Raw genomic sequence first — 18,705 nt, forward strand, 5'->3', positions numbered from 1 at the left:
ACAGAAAAGAAGAGAGCTTGCTCAAATGAAAACCGGGACGGCAGCAGTTCGACAACATCACTCGATCATGGCCAAGGCCGTGGTCTCGGCATTGCTCATGGCGGCCCTGGCCGCCTGCGGCGAAAAGAAGGCGTCCTCCTCCAGTCAGGTGGTCGCCAACGTGGATGGGCAGGAAATTACCATTCACCAGATCAATAATGAACTGGCCAAGTCGGGTGGCGCCGAGGTCACCAAGCAATTGCTCGACGGTCTGGTGGCACGACAATTGCTGATCAATGCCGCAAAGAAGGACAAGCTCGACAATGAGCCCGCGGTACTGGCTGACATGGAGCGTGCCCGCAATCTGGTACTGGCACAGAGCTATGTGGCCAGCAAGGTCAAGGCGCCCACACGGCCGCTCGATCAGGAAGTGGAAGATCTTTATCGCAAGAATCCGGATTGGTTTGCGCAGCGCAAGCAGTACGAATTTGCGCAGCTGATCATTGCACGCAGCAACTTGACGCCCGAACTCAATGCCCTGATGGAGCAGACGGGCAAGCGTCTGGAAGATGTCATGGCATGGCTGGACTCGCATCGTATCCAATATGCGCGCCAGCAGGTGGTCAAGACCTCGGCAGACTTGCCGCCCCAGATGAATGCCACGCTCAAGACTCTGGATCGTGGCGCGATGTTCGTGGTGATCGAGGGGCCGACAGCGATCCTGACCTCGGTGCAGGACGTCAAGAGCTCCCCGCTTTCGCTGGCGCTGGCTTCGCCGCAGATCGTTCAATACCTGATGACGCAAAGGCAGAATCAAGCGTCGGAACAACTGGTGGAACGCCTCAGGAAAGAGGCCAAGATCGAGTATTCGGTACAGGCCAAATCCTTCAAGGACCTCACCGCACCAGTCGCGGGCGAGGCATCCGGTGAAGCACCCAATGATGCAGAGGCCGCCAAGAATGAGGCGATCTCGCGCGGAGTGGCGGGTTTCAAGTAAGCAAGAGTTGATCAACATCCGGGCGCTCTGCGCCTGAATCAAGAACCTGATGTACTGCGGAGTAATGACAATGATGAGAAAAGTGGTGTTCGTGTTAATCGGCCTGATGCTTGCGAGCTGGAGTCTGTTTGCTCAGGCTGACGATATCCTGCTCGGCGCAGGCGACGTGGTCCGGATCAAGGTCTACGGCAGTGATGACTTGTCCCTCGAGACGCGGATCAGCGAGGCGGGGATTGTCAGCTATCCTCTGATCGGCGAGGTCAAGGTGGGTGGTCTCTCGACCGCCCAGGCAGAGACCAAAATTGCCGGCCTGCTCAAGAAGGGCGGCTTCCTCGTCAATCCCCAGGTCAACATCCTGGTGACTGTGCCGCAGAGCCAGATGGTGTCGGTTCTTGGCCAGGTGAATAAACCGGGGCGGTATCCACTCGATGGCAAGCGCAACGTGGCCGATGTCGTCGCCTTGGCAGGGGGCGTCTCTCCGGATGGTGGCGATGCACTGACCATCGTGCGCAATGATGGCAAGACCGTGACCAAGCAACTGGTCGATATCTACGCGATTACCCACAGCGGTGATACCACCGCATTGCCGGAAGTGATGGGCAACGATGTGGTTTATGTTGAGCGCTCGCTGCGCTTTTATATCTACGGTGAAGTACAGCGTCCGGGCATGTACAAGCTGGAGCGCGGCACGACGCTTCTGCAAGCCTTGTCCGTCGGTGGCGGGTTGACCCAGCGCGGGACGGAACGTGGCTTGCTGGTCAAGCGTCGCGATCCTGACGGCAATCTGCAGGAAATTACGCTCAAGAAGGACGACTTGCTGCAGGCCGATGATGTCGTCTATGTCAAGGAAAGCTGGTTCTGAGCCGATGCGCTCTGCACTGCCCGAAGCATTTTTCCGTTTAGCTATCCAAGACGCCAACCAGGAGGCGTGATCCCATGAACTTATCTCAATTCATTCTGATTCTTCAGGCTCATCGAAAGGTGATTCTGTACATTCTCTCCATTACCGTGGTGGTTGCACTGGTGGTGAGCCTTGTGTTGCCCAAGCAATACAAGGCGACCGCGTCGGTCGTACTGAATTACAAGGCGTCCGACCCGGTCACCGGCCTGGTGGTGGCGCCGCAGGCGTTGCCCGGATTCATGCCGACACAAGTGGCCATCATCAACAGCCCATCGGTAGCGCTGGGCGTCATTGACAGCCTGAAGCTGGTTGACCAGCAAGAAGTCAAGGATGCCTACCAGGCCGATAATCACGGTGACATGGACATTCGCAACTGGTTGGCGGTCGTCTTGCTGAAGAAACTGGATGCGATTGCCTCCAAGGAAAGCAGTGTCATCGACATTACCTTCAAGGCCCAGGATCCTCAGTTTGCAGCATTGGTGGCCAACGCATTTGCTGCGTCGTACCAGCGCGTGAGCATGCAGCTCAAGCTCGATCCGAGCCGCAAGGCCTCGTCTTACTTCAATGAGCAGACCAAGGTGTTGCGTGACGCTTACGAGCAGGCGCAGACCAAACTGTCCAAATACCAAGAGGAACACGGCATCACCAATATCGACAATCGTACTGATGTCGAGACCAATCGCCTCAATGACCTTTCGTCGCAATTGGTGGCGGCGCAGGGCGCCCTGTCGGAAGCGCAGTCGCGCAGCCGCCAGGCTGCAGCCGGGGGGGCTGTCGAATCTCCCGATGTCAATTCGAACTCGCTGATCCAGACGCTCAAGTCCAACCTGGCAACGTCCGAGGCCCGCTTTGAGCAGATTTCCAAGCGACTGGGCGTGAACCATCCTGATTACCTCTCGGCCAAGGCAGAGCGGGATGGCCTGCGTGCCCAGCTTGCTGCGGCGACTTCTTCGGTCTCCAAGTCCGTCGGTAGTACCGCGACGATTCTCGCCAAGCGTGAAGCTGAAATCCGCGCCGATTTCGAAGCCCAGAAGCGCAAGGTGCTGGAGATGAATCGCACGCGTGATGAGCTGGCAGTGCTCAGCCGTGAACTGGAGAGCGCCCAGCGCGCCTATGAGCTCAATTCCCAGCGTTTCGCGCAAACCAGCCTGGAGGGTCAATCCAACCAGTCCGATATTTCGCTGCTGTCGGCCGCTGTGCCCCCGCCCAATGCTGCCAGTCCGAAGATCCTGTTGAACCTGATTCTGGCGATTTTCGTGGGTGGCATTCTCGGCGTGCTGGCCGCGCTGGCTCTGGAATTGACCAATCGCCGTGTTCGCTCGGAGCAGGATCTGACCGATGAGTTGGGGCTGCCTGTACTGGGCTCCATCACGCGCCCCCTGGCCGTGCAGCGTGGTCGACGTTTCGGCTTCGGAAGAGGGAAGCCGGCTTGATGATCAGCCCGTTTTCAATGTCAAGAAAAAACAGTTTTCCCCGGGAATAACATGACTACAGCAACGTTGACACTCAATGAGGGCACAGCCCTGCCGAATCGCTCAATTGGTGCGATCCTGGTGGATAGCGGCAAGCTCTCCACCGAGAATGCGGAACGGATCCTGCGCTTGCAGCGTGAACGCGGCCTGCGTTTTGGCGATGCGGCGATTCAACTGGGATTGCTGACGCAATCCGATATCGATCAGGCGCTTTCGCGCCAGTTCGACTACCCCTATCTGCTCAAGGGGGAGAGCAAGGTCAGCGAGAAGGTGGTGGCCGCCTACAATCCGTTCAGCAAGCAGGTCGAGGCATTGCGTGCACTGCGCAGCCAGTTGATGGTGCGCTGGTTCGATATCGACCGGCAGCACAAGGCGCTGTCGATCGTCAGTCCGGAGAGCGGGGAAGGGCGCAGTTTCATTGCATCCAATCTGGCTGTCGTGTTTTCGCAGCTGGGCGAACGTACCTTGCTCATCGACGCCGACATGCGCAATCCGTGCCAGCACGAACTGTTCGGCCTGGACAATCGCAACGGTCTGTCTGGCGTGATCGCAGGCCGCTGCAGCGCGGCCGACGCGCTGCAGCGCGTGCCTGATTTGCTGGACCTGTCCGTATTGACGGCTGGTCCGACCCCGCCCAACCCGCAGGAATTGCTGGGCCGCACGAACTTCACGCAGTTGCTGGGAGATCTGGTGCAGGACTTCGATGTCATCCTGGTCGATACACCGGCCGGTCGACAGTATGCGGACGGCAACATGATCTCGGTACGTACCGGGGCAAGCCTGGTGGTGGTTCGCACCAACGTATCGCATATCTCAGCGGTACGCACCCTGGCCGAAAATCTCACCAGCTCGCAGGTCGCCGTAGTGGGCAGTGTGGTCAATGAATTCTGACGTCGGCCCGATTCACTGAGAGCACCACGATGACTGTAGAGACCATCCGCCAGATACCCGAGCCACGTGTTTCCGGCCTTCCCTGGCTGGTGCTGGCAGCGGGTTTGGCGGCCATGTACGTACCGAGCTTCATCGATCTCTTCCATGGGGTGTGGGGCACTGAGCGTAACGCCCATGGCCCGATCGTCTTGGTCGTCGCATGTTGCTACATGTTCGTACGCATCCGGCAATTGCATCAGGATGGCCTCATCGAGCGCAACCCTGCACCGCTTGCCGGTGCGCTGGCCGTGTTGCTGGGGTTGGTGTGCTTTGTCCTTGGCCGCTCGCAGACGGTATTGTTCATGGAGGCAGGATCATTGATCCCGATTCTGGTCGGGATCGTCCTGTTGCAATTCGGTGTGCGTACCTGCGGCCGCTTGTGGTTCGCTTTCTTCTTCATGCTGTTCATGGTGCCCCTGCCGGCCTCGGTGGTGGACTTCCTGACGCAGCCTTTGAAGATTGGCGTTTCCTATGCCTCTGAGCTGGTATTGCGTGGCTTCGGTTATCCGATTGCCCGCAGCGGCGTCATACTTTATATCGGCCCTTATCAATTGCTGGTGGCCGATGCCTGCGCCGGCTTGAACTCTCTCTTTACATTGGAAGCGCTGGGTTTGCTCTACATGAACCTGGTCCGCCACCAATCCCTGTTCCGCAATTTCCTGCTGGCGGTACTGATCGTTCCCATTTCCTTTACGGCCAATACTGTTCGGGTGATGGTGCTGGCCCTCATCACCTACTATCTCGGCGATGCCGCCGGGCAGGGCTTCCTGCATGGCTTTGCGGGGATGCTGCTGTTCCTCGTCGCGCTGGCATTGATCATCGGGTTGGATGGGGTGTTGCGCTGGATAGCGGTACGTCATGCGCGCTGGCGAGGAAAGGCTGTGCCGGAAGCGCTGCAGAGAAAGCGGGCTGGCAGCATATTGCAGGATAGCGGCAAGTTTTCAATGAACCTCCGGGTGGCTTTGCCTCTTGTGATCGTGATGCTGGTCTCCGTGGGCATTGTGCATTTGCTCGTCCCGCACGAGGTCAACGTGGTCAAGACGGGAAAATTCGCCGACCTCATTCCAGTGCGGTTTGGCGACTGGCGCGAGGTACCGTCGCCGTTTTTGCAGGTCAACGTCGGTCTTGACGACGGAACCGAACGCAATGCGGACCAACCCTATGATGATGTGCTCACGCGCACCTATGTCAATGCCGAAGGCCAGATGGTGATGCTGGCGTTGGCCTACGCCAGCGAACAGACGCAGGATGTCAAGATTCACCTGCCGGAGGTGTGCTACGTGGCACAGGGGTTCAATCTTCAGTATCGGGGTGCGGCATCCATTCCGGTCAACGCACTTTCCGGGCCGGCAGAGGGCGCACGGTTCGTGGCCTTCAATAAAGATCGTATTGAAGCGGTCAGCTATTGGGTCCGCATTGGTGATGGTTTCCCCAACGGAGGATTCGCGGCACGCTGGAAAATCTTCAAGGATGGATTGGATGGCCGCGTATCAGACGGGATCCTGGTCCGTGCTTCCAGCCTGCTTCAGGACACCGCTGGCCAGGCCGAAGCTTATGAGTTGCAAAGACGGTTCCTGCAGGACCTGGTGATGGCCACTGACAAGACTGCCCCTGGATTGTTGGTACCGCGATAGAAAGTAATGGCTTGTCTCTTCCTGCGAAAGCGCCAGCCAGTGCATTGGGTAGCAGCTGTAGCGTCAGAGCAGACACCGAAAGAACATGAGAGCCCAAGTTGAGGATGCGTAGGAGCATGAAAAAAATTAGTCTGGATACGTCGCAGATGGTGCTGCTCGGTGCAGCCTCATTTGTCGCTGTGCTCGCAGGCCTGGCCCTGCCCGTGCTGGCCGACCTGTTGAGCGACAGCTATATGCGGCTGGCGGCCATTCCGGTCCTGCTTCTGCTTGGGGGACTCTTCGTCTTCAACAGAAGGCTGTTGCTGCTGGCTGTGCTGTTGCTCAGAGCCTCCGGCGACATCGTGCTGGAGTCGACCCGCGTGGGCGCCGCCGGTGGGGCCTCGGCAGGCCTGGGCGGCGCGATCAACGCGCTCATCATTTTGATTGCCTTGTTGTTCTTCATTGAGAAGCCGAAGCTCCTGCCCCGCAAGGCCGCGATGGCCTGGCTGGTTTTTCTTGCCATCGAGTTTGTCAGCGCATTCGTTTCGCCGGCGACAGTGCCAGCCTTCAAGTCGCTATTGTCGATGTTGTCTTACTTCTCGGTATTCGTCTGCGCGTTCTATATCGTTCGGACCCCTGAGGATTTCCGCTTCATCATCAGGTTGTTCATGGCGTCATCGGTCATTCCGGTGATCTACGGCTTGATCAGCACGGCAATGCATGCGTCCGGGGGGCTGACAGGATTCCGGCTGCAGAGCACGTTTGGGCATGCCAATATTTTTGCTTTTTATCTGACCCTCGTCATTTCCTTGAGCCTGTATATGGTCAAGAGTCCCACATTTGAACTGAGCCAGTTGAAAAAGGGGCTGCTGATCGGGTACACCGGGCTCTTGTTTGTCATGCTCCTGTTCACGCAGACCCGGAGCGCCTGGCTGTCCTGTTTGGTGCTGTTTCTCCTGTATGGCCTCATTTTTGAGCGCCGCTACCTGATCTATATCGTTGTGTTGGGGGTTCTGGCGCTGATGGTGCCCAGTGTCCAGGATCGACTTGCCGATCTTCACAACGGCAACACCGTCACTACCTATGCACGGCTCAATTCGTTTGCCTGGCGCGTCTACCTCTGGGAGTCGGCGTTGAGCTGGATTTCCCCGTCGCGCTACCTGACCGGGTATGGAATCGAATCGTTTGGACATTACGCCAGCGTCTTCTTCCCGCTGGCCGGAGATGTCCAGTGGGGCGCGCATAACGTGTTCGTCCAGCTGTTCTTCGACAGTGGCCTCATCGGTTTGCTGGCCTATCTTGCGATTTTCTATCAGTCTCTGCGCGTGCTGCTCCGGCTGTATGCATATGACCGGCTGGCTGCCGGGATCATGATCTGCGCCTTGGTGGAATACCTGGTGGTCTGCGTTTCGGACAACATGCTTGGCTACCTCGCCTTCAATTGGTATTTCTGGCTCTTCATCGGCATGGGCTGGGCCCTGTATTACTTCAACCTTTCCCAGACGTCGGGCCGCGAGGTCACGCCAGGCAAACTCTCCGGGATTCAACACTCAGCCAAAGCACTCTGCAAATAATGGGCTGCCTTCGCCACCGGCTGTCCATATCGACCGAAGTTTATTTTATGGAAAATTACGTTTCTTCTGATTTGCTCGATGGTGGGCAACGCACGCCGCACGTGTGCATGATTGGGGCTCTGGCATGACCAATGCGCACGCCGATCGGAAAGAGATTGCGTCCCTTGACGGATGGCGCGCGGTGGCCATTGGTATTGTTGCCTTCAGTCATGCCGGCTTGGGCCATATCATCCCGGGCGGGCTGGGCGTGACGATCTTTTTCTTCCTGAGCGGTTACCTTATTACGACCTTGCTGGCCAAGGAGTTTGCCGCTAACTCAACCATCAATATCCCGCATTTTTACTTGCGGCGACTGTTCAGGTTGACTCCGCCCTTGCTGCTGACACTGGTGCTTGCTTATACGCTGACGTATGCCGGGATCTTGGCGGGACATGCGACGTGGACGGGATTTTTTGCCCAATTGCTGTATTTCGCCAATTATTTCAGCCTCTTCTTTGCGGGAAATGAGTATGTTCCCTACGGCACGGGCGTGTTCTGGTCACTGGCGGTGGAAGAGCACTTCTATTTCGTATTTCCCGCGCTGTTCGTGCTGATGCTGCACAAGGCCGAACGCAGACACATCCCGCTATATTTGGCCGGGCTTTGCCTCCTGGTTCTTGCTTGGCGGTGTTACCTGGTCATGGTCATGCACGTTTCGGCCGATCGCACCTATTTTGCCTCCGACACGCGGATCGATTCCATACTGTACGGCTGCATTCTCGCGACCCTGCCTCTTTCGGCTGCCTGGCGCGAGAAGTTGGCGCAGGCACGGTGTCGCCTGATCGCTGTCGCAGCGGGTGCGGTCTTGCTCCTGTTGACGCTGGGAGTGCGCAATGATGTGTTCCGCGAGACGCTGCGCTATTCGTTGCAAGGTCTGGCGCTGATTCCGCTCTTCTATTATTCGGTCCATGCGCCGCGCAGTTTCCCCTTCCGCTTTTTGAACTTGGCATGGGTGAAGAAAACGGGTGTGTACTCTTATTCCATTTATCTGTCTCACCACATCTTGTGGACTAACCTGGAACTGGTGATCGACAATGCGTTTTTGCGTGGCCTGCTGACGTTGGCGGGCGCTTGGGTGTTCGCGATGCTGGTGGATAGGTTCATTGATGGGCCGCTGCGCGCCGTGCGTGCGCGCTTCCGCTGATAGTGGCGCCGTCGCTGCGGTTGCAGCGGGTCATGGAAGGCGCGCAGTGTGATCCATGGGCTGCGCGCCTTCGCTGGACTGGCCTTGTTCCCTATCAGTCAGCCCGCAGGAGTTCGCCGCCGATATGTGAGCCGTTGCCAACGCCGCTCTGGGCATAGACGGTCAAGCGAGGCGAGTTTGCGTTCCAGGTGAAGGTTTTGCTTTCGTTGTTGCCCAGGTATCCGGTGTCCGTTACCACCTTGCCCGTGAGCTGATCATAGATGGTGACACGCAATTTGCCGCCACCCGTGGTACGGGCTGTCAGCTTGTATTGGGATCCCATTTGAGGCTTGGCCCAGTTGACCTGGTTCATGCCTCGGTTGGAGTAGTTCACGACCTCGGAGACGGACTGGGTCGCAGGAAACACGACTGCCTGATCCCATGAGCTGTACTTGGCAAGCACGTTGCCTGATTGCTGGGCCCAAACGCCGCGCATCGAAAGCAGATTGAGATTTTTGTTGGGCACGAAGGTTTTTCCGTTGCCGTCGACCCAGCTGCTGGCGCCGGTGACACGTCGCAGACCTGCACGAATCAATTGCAGTTCGCGCGTGGCATCGGCGTAGGTTCCGAAGCTCAGAGGGTTGGCGATGGAATTGACTTCCGCATAGATGATGAAGGGAGTAATACCGTTTGAGTCGACTACGTAGGCGCCGAAGCGCTTCAAGGTCTCGGCGATGCGTCGCACTTCCTCGTTGGTGATTTTGCTGGTATCGAAGTCGGGCGGCAGCATCAGCAAGGAGCCTTCGGGAATCGTGCCGCTGTTCACCTTGGCGGCTTGTGCATCTCCCGAGGTTGCCGGAAAGACATAGCTCGGGTTTGCGCTCAGCCCCGTGTAGGCCAGGGACATGCCCAGCGCATGCGGATAGAACTGAGGCTTTGCGGCGGCTTCGTGGATACGGATCAGCCCAGCTGAGGCGGGTATGCCGACCGCGCGTGCGCCTTGATAGTATTGCCCGGGATCGGCCCAGCCTCTGCCATTGATTCTGGTCCAGGAATACAGATTGGCGACCCATTTGCCATTTTCCTGCTTGAGCTTCCAGAATGAGTGCAGGATGCCTGTGGTGGGATCGAGTACATCAGCGTGGCCGTCAGTGCCAGGCGCAGGCTGAACGGAGGCGGGCCAATGCGGAAGGGTGACGTCCTGGTAGTTTTCCGGATCAGCGTTGTAAAGGCCCTTGCTGCCGGCCGGACCGGTGATCGTGACGGGCGGGTCATTCGGCGAGGCGAGGAAAATGCCGGTTGAATAGTCCTTGTTGGTGACCTTCGGAAGCACGGTGGTGGGAGGGATGACTTCATCGCCGAAAGTCGGATTCACAGGCCGGCTGTTCCACAGCGAGTCCGCAGCGAATGGCTTGAGATAGGTGCCCCATTCCTGGGCCATCGCCGACATGCTGGTCAGAGAAAGCAGGGCGGCAATCAGGGTCCGTTTGGATGGTGAAGTGCAATAGGACTGTTGAGGCATGGTGGTACTCCGGTGAAGTGGCAAAAATGCTGAAGGTCTTGAAGAGATTGGCTGGTCGAGGATGGCAGATTCCGGTTTTATTCTTGTGCCATCAAGCATAACTTTAACGACGCGTTTGGTGTAGGGCGGGCGATGCACGCCGATGTTGTTGGAGCGAAATTGATGGTGTTGCACATAGTTGACGCATGTCACTGATGTCTCATGGAACGAATTGCGTGCAGATAGTTCAAGCGGAACAGGTCTCTTTGAAAGGACCACTCCCGGCCAGCCGGCGAAAATATACAAAGGATGAGGTTTCGACTTGATGGAAAGCAAAATGATGAACACGACGCTGGTGGCCCCTACAGACGAGTTCCCTATCGCGGTGCAGGATGCATCTGTTTTCGCGCGCGACGTCTATTGCATCCTGGGCCTGCCCTTCGATCTGGTGGGCGTCGCCGAGGCGACCCGTCATATGCAGCAGGCCAGCGCACAGGGGCGCAGGTGCTTCTTGTCTACCCCCAACCTCAATTTTTCCATCGCATGTCTGGACGACCCCAAGTTCCGCCTCTCGGTGATTCAGAGTGATCTCTCCGTGATCGATGGCATGCCGCTGGTCTGGATTGCCAAGGCATTGGGCTTGCCGTTCAAGGAGCGTGTCGCCGGCTCGACCCTCTTCGACACCTTGCGCCAGGAATCAGGCAAGAATGGTGTGGCTGCGATGAGCGTCTATTTCTTTGGCGGTCCGCCTGGCGTTGCCGAGCGCGCCAGCCAAAAGCTCAACGCCGATGCTTCGTCCATGCGTGCGGTGGGATTTGACAGCCCGGGCTTTGGAAGCGTCGAGCAGATGAGCGATGCGGCTACGATCCAGAAGATCAACGACAGCGGCGCCGATTTCCTGGTGGTAGCGTTGGGAGCAAAAAAGGGGCAGGCATGGATTCAGCACAATCTGTCTTCGCTGCGTGTCCCGCTGGTAAGTCACCTTGGCGCAGTCGTCAATTTTGTGGCCGGTACTGTTTCACGCGCGCCCATCTGGATACAGAAATCGGGGCTGGAGTGGATCTGGCGCATCAAGGAAGAGCCAGGCCTTTGGCGCCGCTACTGGAATGACGGCGTCAATCTCTTGCGCCTGCTGTTCAGTACCATCATTCCCGCAGCCGTGGCGGCACGCCGATCGTCCGTCCCCAGCGCCGACTTTGCCAGTGCCGAGATGACACTGCACATCGAGGGTGGGGCATGCAGGCTGCGCCTCTCAGGCGCAGTGGGCCAACCCAATATCGACAGGCTGAGGCTGTTGCTGGATCGGGCCGCACGCTCCGATGCTGCCTTCGTGCTGGATTGCAGTGCATTGGCCAATGTGGATAGTGCTGCCCTTGGCTCGCTGATTTTGCTGTATGGCGCCTGCCTGGCCAATGAACGCGCCTGGTCGGTCATCAATGTATCACCCGCACTGCGCCGGCAGTTTGAACTGCATTGCGCACAGTATTTGCTTGAGCCTGTCGCTTGAAACAGCTTCAGGGTTTGCCCTGCAGGCACGGTTGTCCGATCCACATTCAGAAAGTCAGAAAGAAAAGAGGCCCAACATGAAAGCAATGATTCTGGCAGCGGGCAAGGGAACCCGTGTCCGACCCCTGACCTACGCGCTGCCCAAGCCGATGATCCCGATTCTGGGCAAGCCTGTGATGGAGTATCTGATCGAGCATCTGGTGAAGTTCGGCATCCAGGACATCATGGTCAACGTCAGCTACCTGCACGATCGCATCGAGAATTACTTTGGGGAAGGCCAGCGTTTCGGCGCGCGTATCGGCTATTCCTTCGAGGGCTATGTGGATGATGATGGCCAGGTCTTTCCCGACCCGATCGGCTCGGCCGGTGGCATGAAGAAGATCCAGGAATTCGGCGGTTTCTTCGATGAAACCACGCTGGTCATCTGTGGCGATGCCCTGATCGACCTGGATATTCATTCCGCCCTGTTCGAACATCGCCGCAAGGGCGCGCTGGTCAGCGTCATCACCAAACAAGTGCCGATGGAGCAGGTCTCCAGCTACGGCATCGTGGTGGCCGAAAAAGATGGCAAGGTCAAGTCCTTCCAGGAAAAACCCAAACAGGAAGAAGCCTTGTCCAATCTGGCCAGCACCGGTATCTACATCATGGAGCCGGCTGCGCTGGACCTGATTCCCAAGGACAAGTTCTTCGACATCGGCGCAGACCTGTTCCCGTTGCTGGTAGAAAAACAATTGCCGTTCTATGCGCAGAATCGCTTCTTCAACTGGATCGACATCGGTAACGTCACCGATTTCTGGTCGGTGCTGCAAAGCGTGCTCAAGGGCGAAGTGGCGCAGATGTATGTTCCCGGCACCCAGATTCAGGAAGGTGTGTGGGTGGGCCTCAACACCCGCATCGAATGGGAGGGCACCACCATCGAAGGGCCGGTCTATATCGGTGCCGGCTCCCATGTCGCCGCCGGCTCCACCATCGTCGGTCCGGCCTGGATCGGCCATGGAAGCCATATTTGCAGTGGCGCAAAGGTGATTCGCAGCGTGCTCTTCGAATATACTCGCGTGGCCAGCGGTACCACGTTCGAGAACAGCGTCGTGTATGGCGCCTACAGTGTCACCCACGAAGGCGAGATGAAACATACCTCCGATCAGCCGGACGAACAATGGAACGATGCGCGGGATCGCCGCCTCAAATCGCGCAGTGCAAATCAGGAAACCAGGAGTGCTTAATGTCTAATACCAAAATTTATCCCGTCATCTTGTCCGGCGGTTCGGGAACCCGCTTGTGGCCGCTGTCGCGTGCAGCCTATCCGAAGCAGCTTCTGCCTCTGGTGAGCGAGCAGACCATGCTGCAGGAAACCGTGGCGCGGGTCAGCTCCTGGCCCGAGGTGCAGGCACCGTTGGTGGTCTGCGGCAATGACCACCGCTTCATGATCGCCGAGCAACTGCGCGAGATCGGCGTGCGCCCGCTGGGGATCGTGCTCGAACCGCAAGGCCGCAATACGGCGCCCGCCGTGGCCGCCGCCGCCTTGCACCTGCAGCGCCTGGATCCGGAAGCGATCATGCTGGTGCTGCCCGCTGACCATGTGATTACCGATGCGCTGTCCTTCCACGAGGCAGTTCGCCGCGCGTTGGCTTCTGTGCAGAATGGCGCACTGGCGACCTTCGGCATCGAGCCTGCGCATCCCGAGACCGGTTATGGCTACATCCTCCGGGGTGCGGCCGATAGCGCCGGGAGCGGCAATTTCCTGGTCGACCGTTTCGTCGAAAAGCCGGATCTGGCCACGGCTACCGGCTTCCTGCAACAGGGTGGTTACTACTGGAACAGTGGCATGTTCCTTTTCAAGGCGCGCGATTATCTGGCCGAGCTGGAGGCACATCGTCCCTTGATCGGTGCGGCCGTCAAGGAAGCCGTGGCCAAGGCTTACACTGATCTCGATTTCTGCCGCCTCGATGAGACTGCATTCGCAGCCTCGCCCTCCGAGTCGATCGACTACGCGGTGATGGAAAATACCGCCCGCGCCGTGGTGGTGCCGGCCAGCATCGGCTGGAGCGATGTCGGTTCCTGGAGCGCCTTGCACGAAGTGTTGCCGGCCGATGCCGATGGCAACGTGGTGCGTGGCGACGTGCACCTCAAGCAGGTCAAGAACACCATGGTCCGTGCCGAAAGCCGCATGGTCGCGGTGCTGGGCGTGGAGGATCTTGTGGTCGTGGAAACCGATGATGCCGTCCTGGTGGCCCATCGTGACAAGGTGCAGGACGTAAAGGCCTTCGTTGACAAGCTCAAGGATGCCAAGCGGACTGAACACGTCCACCACAAGCGCGTCTTCCGTCCTTGGGGCAGCTATGAGAGTGTTGATTCGGGCGAACGCTTCCAGGTCAAGCGCATCATCGTCAAGCCGGGCGAGAAGCTGTCCTTGCAGATGCACTACCATCGCGCCGAGCATTGGGTCGTGGTCAGCGGTTCCGCATTGGTCACTCGGGGCGAGGAAGTGACGCTGCTCAGCGAGAATGAATCGATCTACCTGCCCATCGGCGTGACCCATCGCCTGGAGAATCCTGGCAAGCTGCCGCTGCATCTGATCGAGGTGCAGTCGGGAAGCTATCTGGGAGAGGATGATATCGTGCGCTTTGACGACGTCTACAAGCGCGCCTGACCATCACGCCACCATCACGCCAGGAGGGTGTCCTGCTTTCCTGGCGGGTATGAAAAATGGGCTGGCCCCTTGCGGGGACCAGCCCATTTTTCTGGCGCGGAGATACCGCTTAGAAATCCAGCAAAGAGACGCCCATCTGCTCCATCATTCTTCCGCCCGGGCTGGGCGCGGTACCGCTGAGGACAAAATTGTAGGCCCGCGCACCCTGGATGGCCGCCAGGTTAACCAGGCCGGAGGAGTTGTAGCCATAGACGCGCACCCCTGCGCTGCCGGCCTTGCGTAGCTGCTGTACGACAAAATCCTCGGCGACCAGCAGGCTCTCCAGCCGTGGTACCGACTTGAGCAATCCGTGTGCATCCCGCGGATGAGGCAAATAGCCGATGGGTTTGAGTTGGCGGGCGGCACGCTCGAACGCCTCCAGTATTTCCGGCCCGACTTCGGGATAAGGCCCCAGAAAGACGACGATATCCTCTTCGTTGGAGGCTGCCTGATCCCCTGCAGCGGGTACGGCAAGATCCTCTGCCCCCAAGGTCAAGCGCTGCAGGCGTTGCACGACGTTGGCTTGATCGTAGATCGTGAAATGGCGTGCCGAGCGTTGATGTACGCGTTCCGGCCACCAGCCGATGCCGGCCAGCTGGAGAATCAGCCGTTGCGGCCAGCGGGTGTGCACGAAGATGGGCGGGGGCGACGGATCGATATTGGCGAATCCGTCATCGAAAGTACTTAGTTCCGACGGCTGCAAGACGGCCAGCAGGGCCATCAGCGCCCGGTCTGCAGAGCATGAGGTCACGACTTCCCTGACCTTGATTCCCGCAAATTGCTGCGCCAGCCGCAGACGCATTCGTCTCAATAGCCGCACCCAATGCCAATGGCGCAGGGGACCGGACGGCACCGGCTGAACCTCTGCCTTGAAGTCGGTCGTCTCGCAAATGGCGGACAGGCGCTCGGCATAGAAGCGATGCTTGGCCGTATCGTCGTGGCAGAGATAGAGGCCGCGCGCGAACTTGCGGCCACGCGCATGCACAATGCGTTCGGCAATGAGGACATGCAGCGGCGTCATGCAGACGCACAATGAATCCACTTGCAGCATCAGGCCCTCCGGCGTTGAAGACGTCGCATCTGCCAGGCCAGCGCACCCAAGGCCAGCATGCTCGCTGCCAGCAGCGCGGCACGCAAGACAAGCTGGTCGCCGAGGAAGCGGCACAGTTCTGCACAGGCCGCACCCAGCGCCAGCAGTGCCAGTACCGGCATCATTTTCAGCGGCAAGGTGTACCCCGCCGTGCGCAGCAGTGCGGCATGCAGCACCAGCAGCAGGAGCTGGCTGGAGGTCGCAATGACGGAGGCCGAGACGATGCCCAAGCTGGGAACCAGCCAGACATTGAGGCCGACGGCCCACACCGCAGCCAGGAGCGACACCGCAGTGATCCAGCGGGCACGCTTATGGAACAGTTGAACCGTGAGACAGATGCTCTGCGCGAATTGTGCCACGCTCGTCAGCAACATCCACGGCAGCACCAGGACCGCTTGCCCATAGCTGGGAGGCGCCAGGAAACGGACGATCTCCGGGGCAGCGAACATCACGGCCAGGCTCAGCAAGGTGACGGCGGCCACGATGCGGGTAGCGATCGGCACCACGGCTGCGCTGTCCTCAGCTTTCAGACGGCGCAGCATCCAGGGCGCCCAGACGGTATTGATCGCGGTCCAGAACAAGGTGATGCCCGAGGCCACCGCCGCCGCCAGACCGTAGGCGCCGACGGCAGCGCGGCCGACATAGGCGTCCACTGCAAAACGGTCGACCTGTTGCAGCAGCGCCTGAGCACCATAGTGTGGAATCAGCGTCAGGCTGATGCCGAGGGCGTAGCGCCAATAGACCGGGTTGTACAAGCGGTGACTGCGCATGAGCAGAAGGGCCAGCACGATTGCGCCGACGATCATCGGCGGAAGCAGCGGAAGCATGATTCGTACTTGCACCTGCCATTGCGGCAGATAGGGTACCAGCCACATCGCGCCGCCTACGCCCAGCACCGAGCCGGCAATGCCGGCACCGACCACGGCCTTGTAGCGGTACTGGAAGCGCTCCTTGGCCTGCCAGAGCAGAAAGGCCGCGTTGAAGAACATCTGCAGCCCCATGAAGCCCAGGAGGGTGGGGCCCAGGGTCGTCACATCGCGCCAGACCAGCATCAATACCGCCATCACTGCCATCGTGACCAGCGTGGAGACCAGGGTGAGCCCCAGCATCGAGGTCATGTAGCCATCGGTCTCGCCAGGGAAGTCCAGCATCGCATTGTTGAATACGCCCGACGAGAGCGACAGGGTGCCGAAGATGGTCAGCACCTGGGCCCACGAGGTGTAGAGCACTACCTGGCCGTAGGCCTCGCTGCTGAGCAGGCGCGTAAAAATCGGCGTGGCCAGCAACAACAGCGCGCTGTTGAAATACAGGCCCAGGCCAAACCACAACGCAGCGCGCGCCGGCCTTGCCGCGCCTTGCACCGGCGGCTTGCCAGCCTCGATGGGAGCCGCCATGCTCAATGCGTATCCAGTTCAGGCAGGCTCTTGACCAGATCATCGACCGCCTTGACCTGCTCCAGGAACGCCTTGAGCTGCGACAGGCGCAATGCGCTCGGGCCGTCGCACAGGGCCTTGCTCGGATCCGGGTGGGCTTCCAGGAACAGGCCGGCGATGCCCAGTGCCATGCCCGCGCGGGCCAGTTCGGTAACCTGGCCGCGACGGCCACCCGATGCGGCGGCGCCAGATTCGCGCTGTTGCAGGGCGTGGGTCACGTCGAAGATCACAGGCTTGTTGCCGCTGACCTGCTTCATCACGCCAAAGCCCAGCATGTCCACCACCAGGTTGTCGTAGCCGAATTGCGCGCCACGGTCGCACAGCATCACATTGGTGTTGCCGCCTTCTTCAAACTTCTCGACGATGTTCTTCATCTGCGGCGGGCTGACGAATTGCGGCTTCTTGATGTTGATGACCTTGCCGGTCTTGGCCAGGGCGATGACCAGATCGGTCTGGCGTGCCAGGAAGGCGGGCAGTTGCAGGACGTCGCAGACACTGGCCACTTCCTCGGCCTGGTAGGGTTCGTGCACGTCGGTCAGGACTGGTACGCCGTGGGCTTTCTTGACTGCTTCAAAGATCTTCAGGCCGGCTTCCAGGCCCGGACCGCGGTAGCTCTTGATGGAGGAGCGGTTGGCCTTGTCGAAGGACGCCTTGAAGACGTAGGGAATGCCCAGTTCCTTGGTGATTCGCACATATTCACCGCAGACGTCGACTGCGAATTGTTCCGATTCCAGCACGTTGATGCCGCCGAACAGCACGAAGGGCAGTTCGTTTCCAACCTGAATCTCATTGATCTTGATCATGTTCCGTTTCCTCATGCAGGAGGGTGATGTTGAAATACCGGCGCATTGCGCGTGCGCCTGAAGGGGAGAATACGTATATTTGCGCCGCGATCAAAGCCGCTTCGCATCCAGCAGCTTGAGCACGCCCACCACATGGTGCTGCGCGTTCAGTGCCACCAGGGCGGTGATGTTCAGTTCCAGCATCTTGGCTTCGGCATCGACGAACATTTCGTCTTCCTCCACGGTCTTGGGGGAGGTGTTCATCAGGTCGGCTGCGGTGATGTGATAGATATCCTTGCGCGCGGCCAGGGCGCGGCGCAGGTCACCGTCGGTGATCACGCCGCACAGGGTCTGGCGATTGCCGTCGGCGCTGACCAGGGCCATGCCCAGGCCGCCTTCGGTCATCTGGCCAATGACGTCGATGAGCGGGGTATCGCGCATGACCCAGGGTACCTGGGTATGCATCACGTCCTTGACCCGGGTCAGCAGGCGCTTGCCCAGGCTGCCGCCCGGGTGGAAGCGGGCGAAGTCGTTGGGCTTGAAGTCGCGTTTTTCGATCAGGGCCACTGCCAGCGCATCGCCCATCACCAGGGTGGCGGTGGTGGAGGTGGTCGGCGCCAGGTTGTTGGGACAGGCTTCACGCGGCACCGATACGTCCAGCACCACATCAGCATTCTTGCCCAGGGTCGAATTGCGTTTGCCGACGATGGCGATGATGCGCAGGCCGAAGTGGCGCAGCGAGGGAATCAGGCGGATTACCTCTTCGGTTTCGCCGCTATAGGAGATGAGGATGGCCGTATCGGCTTCGGTGAACATGCCGAGGTCGCCGTGATAGGCCTCGCCCGGATGCACGAAGAAGGAAGAGGTGCCAGTGGAGGCCAATGTGGCGGCGATCTTGCTGCCGATGATGCCGGACTTGCCCATGCCGGAGACGATCACGCGGCCGCGGGTGCTGTACATCAGTTCGACTGCCTGCTCGAATTCCTCGGCCAGGCGATCGGCGATCATGTTCAAGGCTTGCGCCTGTTCCTGGAAGACCCGGATTCCGGTTGTTCTCATGCTGTTCTCACTTGGTT

Annotated in this window: 15 protein-coding genes; 10 read left to right on the forward strand and 5 right to left on the reverse strand. The window is 59.2% G+C overall.

Features of this window, described 5'->3' with window-relative positions; all coding sequences use genetic code 11:
- Positions 1 to 25 precede the first annotated feature (25 nt).
- The 7 genes from ACLRDN_RS10530 to ACLRDN_RS10560 all read left to right on the forward strand — a co-directional run bounded on the left by ACLRDN_RS10530 (position 26) and on the right by ACLRDN_RS10560 (position 8,649).
- Positions 26 to 976 (forward strand): EpsD family peptidyl-prolyl cis-trans isomerase, encoded by a 951-nt coding sequence (locus ACLRDN_RS10530; protein ID WP_413459973.1) that lies wholly within the window; start codon positions 26 to 28, stop codon positions 974 to 976.
- A gap of 70 nt (positions 977 to 1,046) precedes the next feature.
- Positions 1,047 to 1,838, forward strand: a complete 792-nt coding sequence (gene epsE, locus ACLRDN_RS10535) for a polysaccharide export protein EpsE (protein ID WP_413459974.1) — start codon at positions 1,047 to 1,049, stop codon at positions 1,836 to 1,838.
- A gap of 74 nt (positions 1,839 to 1,912) precedes the next feature.
- Positions 1,913 to 3,310 (forward strand): chain length determinant protein EpsF, encoded by a 1,398-nt coding sequence (gene epsF / locus ACLRDN_RS10540; RefSeq protein ID WP_413459975.1) that lies wholly within the window; start codon positions 1,913 to 1,915, stop codon positions 3,308 to 3,310.
- Between the two features lie 51 nt (positions 3,311 to 3,361).
- A complete protein-coding gene (gene epsG, locus ACLRDN_RS10545; protein WP_413459976.1) occupies positions 3,362 to 4,240 on the forward strand; it encodes a chain length determinant protein tyrosine kinase EpsG in 879 nt (292 codons plus the stop codon).
- A gap of 29 nt (positions 4,241 to 4,269) precedes the next feature.
- The gene (xrtB, locus tag ACLRDN_RS10550; RefSeq protein ID WP_413459977.1) at positions 4,270 to 5,913 is read left to right on the forward strand and encodes an exosortase B; all 1,644 of its coding nucleotides are present in this window, start codon (positions 4,270 to 4,272) and stop codon (positions 5,911 to 5,913) included.
- Positions 5,914 to 6,029: 116 nt separating this feature from the next.
- Positions 6,030 to 7,466 (forward strand): O-antigen ligase family protein, encoded by a 1,437-nt coding sequence (locus tag ACLRDN_RS10555; RefSeq protein ID WP_413459978.1) that lies wholly within the window; start codon positions 6,030 to 6,032, stop codon positions 7,464 to 7,466.
- 124 nt (positions 7,467 to 7,590) lie between these two features.
- Positions 7,591 to 8,649, forward strand: coding sequence for an acyltransferase family protein (locus ACLRDN_RS10560; protein WP_413459979.1), 1,059 nt, complete (start codon positions 7,591 to 7,593; stop codon positions 8,647 to 8,649).
- 94 nt (positions 8,650 to 8,743) lie between these two features.
- Here the strand turns inward: ACLRDN_RS10560 and ACLRDN_RS10565 are convergent, their stop codons facing one another.
- On the reverse strand, positions 8,744 to 10,477 hold the full coding sequence (locus ACLRDN_RS10565; protein WP_413459980.1) for an Atrophin-1 multi-domain protein: 1,734 nt from the start codon (positions 10,475 to 10,477) through the stop codon (positions 8,744 to 8,746).
- Between ACLRDN_RS10565 and ACLRDN_RS10570 the strand changes: the two genes are divergently transcribed.
- The 3 genes from ACLRDN_RS10570 to ACLRDN_RS10580 all read left to right on the forward strand — a co-directional run bounded on the left by ACLRDN_RS10570 (position 10,467) and on the right by ACLRDN_RS10580 (position 14,285).
- Positions 10,467 to 11,636 (forward strand): WecB/TagA/CpsF family glycosyltransferase, encoded by a 1,170-nt coding sequence (locus ACLRDN_RS10570; protein WP_413459981.1) that lies wholly within the window; start codon positions 10,467 to 10,469, stop codon positions 11,634 to 11,636. The genes ACLRDN_RS10565 and ACLRDN_RS10570 overlap by 11 nt on opposite strands.
- Before the next feature lie 85 nt (positions 11,637 to 11,721).
- On the forward strand, positions 11,722 to 12,858 hold the full coding sequence (locus ACLRDN_RS10575; RefSeq protein WP_154132622.1) for a sugar phosphate nucleotidyltransferase: 1,137 nt from the start codon (positions 11,722 to 11,724) through the stop codon (positions 12,856 to 12,858).
- Positions 12,858 to 14,285: a mannose-1-phosphate guanylyltransferase/mannose-6-phosphate isomerase gene (locus tag ACLRDN_RS10580; protein WP_413459982.1), complete on the forward strand. Its 1,428-nt coding sequence runs from the start codon at positions 12,858 to 12,860 to the stop codon at positions 14,283 to 14,285. The genes ACLRDN_RS10575 and ACLRDN_RS10580 overlap by 1 nt, the downstream gene beginning before the upstream one ends.
- 109 nt (positions 14,286 to 14,394) lie before the next feature.
- On the opposite strand, the gene ACLRDN_RS10585 is transcribed toward ACLRDN_RS10580, so the two are convergent.
- From ACLRDN_RS10585 to ACLRDN_RS10600, 4 genes are all read right to left on the reverse strand, one after another.
- Positions 14,395 to 15,375 carry a glycosyltransferase family 52 gene (locus ACLRDN_RS10585; RefSeq protein WP_413459983.1) on the reverse strand — a complete coding sequence of 327 codons (981 nt, stop codon included), beginning with the start codon at positions 15,373 to 15,375 and terminating at the stop codon, positions 14,395 to 14,397.
- On the reverse strand, positions 15,375 to 16,808 hold the full coding sequence (locus ACLRDN_RS10590) for a lipopolysaccharide biosynthesis protein (RefSeq protein ID WP_413459984.1): 1,434 nt from the start codon (positions 16,806 to 16,808) through the stop codon (positions 15,375 to 15,377). The genes ACLRDN_RS10585 and ACLRDN_RS10590 overlap by 1 nt, the downstream gene beginning before the upstream one ends.
- A 2-nt stretch (positions 16,809 to 16,810) precedes the next feature.
- Complete coding sequence (kdsA, locus tag ACLRDN_RS10595; protein WP_154132515.1) at positions 16,811 to 17,650, reverse strand: 3-deoxy-8-phosphooctulonate synthase; 840 nt, start codon at positions 17,648 to 17,650, stop codon at positions 16,811 to 16,813.
- Positions 17,651 to 17,740: 90 nt separating this feature from the next.
- The gene (locus ACLRDN_RS10600) at positions 17,741 to 18,688 is read right to left on the reverse strand and encodes a KpsF/GutQ family sugar-phosphate isomerase (RefSeq protein ID WP_413459985.1); all 948 of its coding nucleotides are present in this window, start codon (positions 18,686 to 18,688) and stop codon (positions 17,741 to 17,743) included.
- Positions 18,689 to 18,705 lie beyond the last annotated feature (17 nt).

Source organism: Herbaspirillum huttiense (assembly GCF_047300815.1).
GTDB classification, from domain to species: Bacteria; Pseudomonadota; Gammaproteobacteria; order Burkholderiales; family Burkholderiaceae_D; genus Herbaspirillum; species Herbaspirillum huttiense_A.